The organism is Blautia sp. DFI.3.45 (assembly GCF_020593505.1).
GTDB classification, from domain to species: Bacteria; Bacillota; Clostridia; order Lachnospirales; family Lachnospiraceae; genus Blautia_A; species Blautia_A wexlerae.
The window spans coordinates 1-3,189 of the sequence record NZ_JAJDMI010000094.1 but is presented as its reverse complement, the minus strand read 5'-3'; the positions used below and the strand labels follow the sequence as shown (position 1 = coordinate 3,189).

Below are 3,189 nucleotides of genomic sequence, written 5' to 3'. Positions count from 1 at the left end.
CGCGCGACCTTGCCAAGGTCGAGACCGCGGGTTCGAGCCCCGTCTATCGCTCTTAGGACTTCGGATTTTCCGAAGTCCTTTTTTCTTTTAAGAACCACTATAAAAGAACTGCGGCATATCCATTTGATAAATATGCCGCAGTCCGTTAGGAAGGATTATAGTATAGAATTATAATTTCAGATGTCGGCTTGTACTCAGGATTGTTCTGAGATAGTGTCGGAATCACCGTAAAAGGTCAGAAGATAGAGTCCGCAGATTCCAACCAGACCATATACGATTCTGGAAACCCAGCTCATGCTTCCGAAAAGGAGAGCGACCAGGTTCAGATTGAAAAAACCAATCAGTCCCCAGTTAACAGCTCCGATAATGGCGATAGTCAGCGCCGTATATCTTAAACATTTGCTTCCCATAAGTCACCATCCTTTCATAACCTGTCGCTGTATACAGCTTTTACAGGAATCATAAAGCTATTACATTTCATATTGTGCCATGAAAGACAAAAAATATGCACAGCAGGTTCAAATTAAATTTGAACCACTGTGCATATTTCAACAGAATTAAATAAGTTTTCTGCTTCAATTGAGAATATCTGTCTGACAATCGGATTATTTTACTTTAAGTATCTGTCTGGCATTTGCGTCTTCATCGAAGGAAAATGCCTCCTGTGCCTGAACCGTTACATCACTCTCATCTGTCAGTGTAAATGCCTGGCATACATTAACGGTCTGTCCGGGCTGAATCTCAGCTGTAAAATGATCGATGGCATCGTCATTATTCTCGGGAATCGCTGCCTCGCAGGATTCTCCATGCTGGTAAGCTTTTAGGCTGACATCAACCATTGCACTGGATGCAGAGGAAGAATTATTGGTGTAATCGTAATAAACCATAATACATGGATTTCCGGCAAAGTCTTTGGTGATCGTATGTTTGGTATATTTGATCGTAAATTTTTCTGTTGTGAGATTAAGCGTATCATCTGCAGATGCCTCCGGTGCATTGGAAGAAGAACCTGAGGAATCTTCGTTATCCATATTGTTGAGGGAGTTGTTTATTTCCTCTTCAACACTCTTGAAGTTTGCTGACATGATTTTTACTGTCTCATCATCCAGAGAAACAATTTTCCATCCGGAATCTGTTTTGATCACCGGATAGGTGATATCTGTTTCGGAGAATACATCCTTTTCCACTTTTTTTGCCTGTTCATTCAGAATGGAAGCAAGTTTTGCCTGTGTCTCTTCTTCTGTAAGCTGGTTTCCGGCATAAGCGTTGGAAACGATCTGACGGAGAAATTCAGTGATAGTCGCTTTATAAATATTGGTTCCGTCAATGTAAGTGATATGTGCTGTGACAGAAGCTGTACCATTCTGGATGTCGAATCTGTTTCTGGTGATCTTATAGGTCATCTTTTTGTTAATTTCTGAGAAGAAATCCGTGTATGCGGCATCGCGGATATCTGCATTGTCCAGTGCTGTGAGATCGCTGCTCTGGATCATGGATTCCATTGCATTGAAGTCCATTTTCTTCATACTGTCAAGAAAATTTTCAACTGCCTTGCGTGGCTGCTGTCGCTGATAGAAATAGAAACCTGTACCTCCGCCAATGACGAGAACCAGGATCAGAATGAAAATAATCAGCCCGGCATGTCCTTTCTTATTACCTTTTGTCATATTTCCTCCTGCCTTAGAGCATAACCGCTCTGAAACGTATTATGTTAAAAAGTTTCAATTTTATATCTGCAACAACATTCGTGCAGATGTAATGTTACTGAGAACAGAGTGAACAGTAACGATATAATTGATTATATCAGAATGCGTTGACAATGGCAATTGTCTTACTTATAATCAAAATTATAGAAATCAGAGCGGATAATATAAATATATAAGAAAATACAGAAAGAAGGCGTGGATCTATGAAGTATGAGAGTTCTTTTAAATCAGAAGCAGACGGGCTTGAGATTTCGGTCATGGCACTGATACCGGATAAGAAACCCTATCGTGCAATTGTACAGCTGGTTCATGGAATGAGTGAGCATAAAGATAGATATATCCCGTTTATGCAGTATCTGGCAAAGCTTGGATATGTGGTGGTGATCCATGATCACAGAGGACATGGAAAAAGTGTAAAACATCAGGATGATCTCGGCTTTACATACGGTGGGGGAGCACAGGCGATGCTTCAGGATATCCGGACAGTGAACAGGAAAATCCATGCATACTATCCGGAACTTCCGCTGATCCTGATGGGGCACAGTATGGGCTCGCTGGCAGTGAGGGCATTTGTGGCAGAACATGACAGCTGCGTAGATATGCTGATCGTGTGCGGTTCTCCAAGCTACAATACTGCCATGCCTCTGGGAGTTGCCATTGCAAAGACAGAGAAAGCAGTCTTTGGACCGAGACACAGAAGTAAACTTATCGAAACAATGTCATTTGGTGCAGGGGCAATGAAATTCCGAAAGGATAAGAGATGTACAGCCTGGATCTGTTCTGATCCTGATGTGGCGAAAGAATATGAGGAATCCGAATTGTGTGGTTTCACTTTTACGGACGATGCGTATCTGGCATTATTTGAACTGATGAAGCGTGCCTATGATGTGGAGCATTTTTCCTGTACAAATCCAGATATGCCGGTATTGTTTGTAAGCGGGGCTGAGGATCCCTGTCTGATCAATGTGCGCCATTTTGCAAAGACAGTGCGGGCTATGCGACGGGCCGGTTATAAAGATGTAAAGGGGAAACTGTATCCGGGAATGCGTCATGAAATTCTTAATGAGATCGGCAAGGAGCAGGTTTATCGTGATATTGCTGTCTATATGAGAAAAAAAGGTTTCTGAGTGGATGTATAAAATGGAGAGATATCCGGTTAAACTATAACGATCTGTAACTATTTGTTGTTTGATGGCTGCGAATTGCTATAGAACCATTAAAATCCATTTTAAGAGAGGAGAACCGGATATTGGGAAAAAACAAAATGATATTGTTGCTGATACTTGTTTTCAGCATTGGCTGTGCAGGCTGTACGGAGAAAAATCCGGCGGCAGAACAGGGAGAACTTGTAAAAAATGAGAGACTGTCGGAGCAATTCGGCAGTCTTTCTCGCTGTTAAGGTATAAGACTTTACGTTTGAATAATTGTGCGTCGCATTCTCGTTACTTTAGCCTGCAAATAAAAAGTCAATACTAAAATTGAA

General features: G+C 41.6%; 4 protein-coding genes. 2 read left to right on the top strand and 2 right to left on the bottom strand.

Going from position 1 to position 3,189, the window contains the following annotated elements; translation table 11 throughout:
• Positions 1-194: 194 nt before the first annotated feature.
• Entirely contained in the window at positions 195-410 is a 216-nt protein-coding gene (locus LJE09_RS16865) for a DUF378 domain-containing protein (RefSeq protein WP_025581288.1), read from the bottom strand.
• Positions 411-605: 195 nt separating this feature from the next.
• Positions 606-1,667, bottom strand: a complete 1,062-nt coding sequence (locus LJE09_RS16860; protein WP_025581289.1) for a DUF5067 domain-containing protein — start codon at positions 1,665-1,667, stop codon at positions 606-608.
• 242 nt (positions 1,668-1,909) lie between these two features.
• Here LJE09_RS16860 and LJE09_RS16855 point away from each other — a divergent pair, with 242 nt between their 5' ends.
• Together LJE09_RS16855 and LJE09_RS16850 are read left to right on the top strand one after the other, a co-directional pair.
• Positions 1,910-2,833, top strand: a complete 924-nt coding sequence (locus tag LJE09_RS16855; RefSeq protein WP_227311583.1) for an alpha/beta fold hydrolase — start codon at positions 1,910-1,912, stop codon at positions 2,831-2,833.
• Between the two features lie 122 nt (positions 2,834-2,955).
• Positions 2,956-3,105, top strand: a complete 150-nt coding sequence (locus tag LJE09_RS16850) for a hypothetical protein (RefSeq protein WP_155513426.1) — start codon at positions 2,956-2,958, stop codon at positions 3,103-3,105.
• The last annotated feature ends 84 nt before the right edge of the window (positions 3,106-3,189 follow it).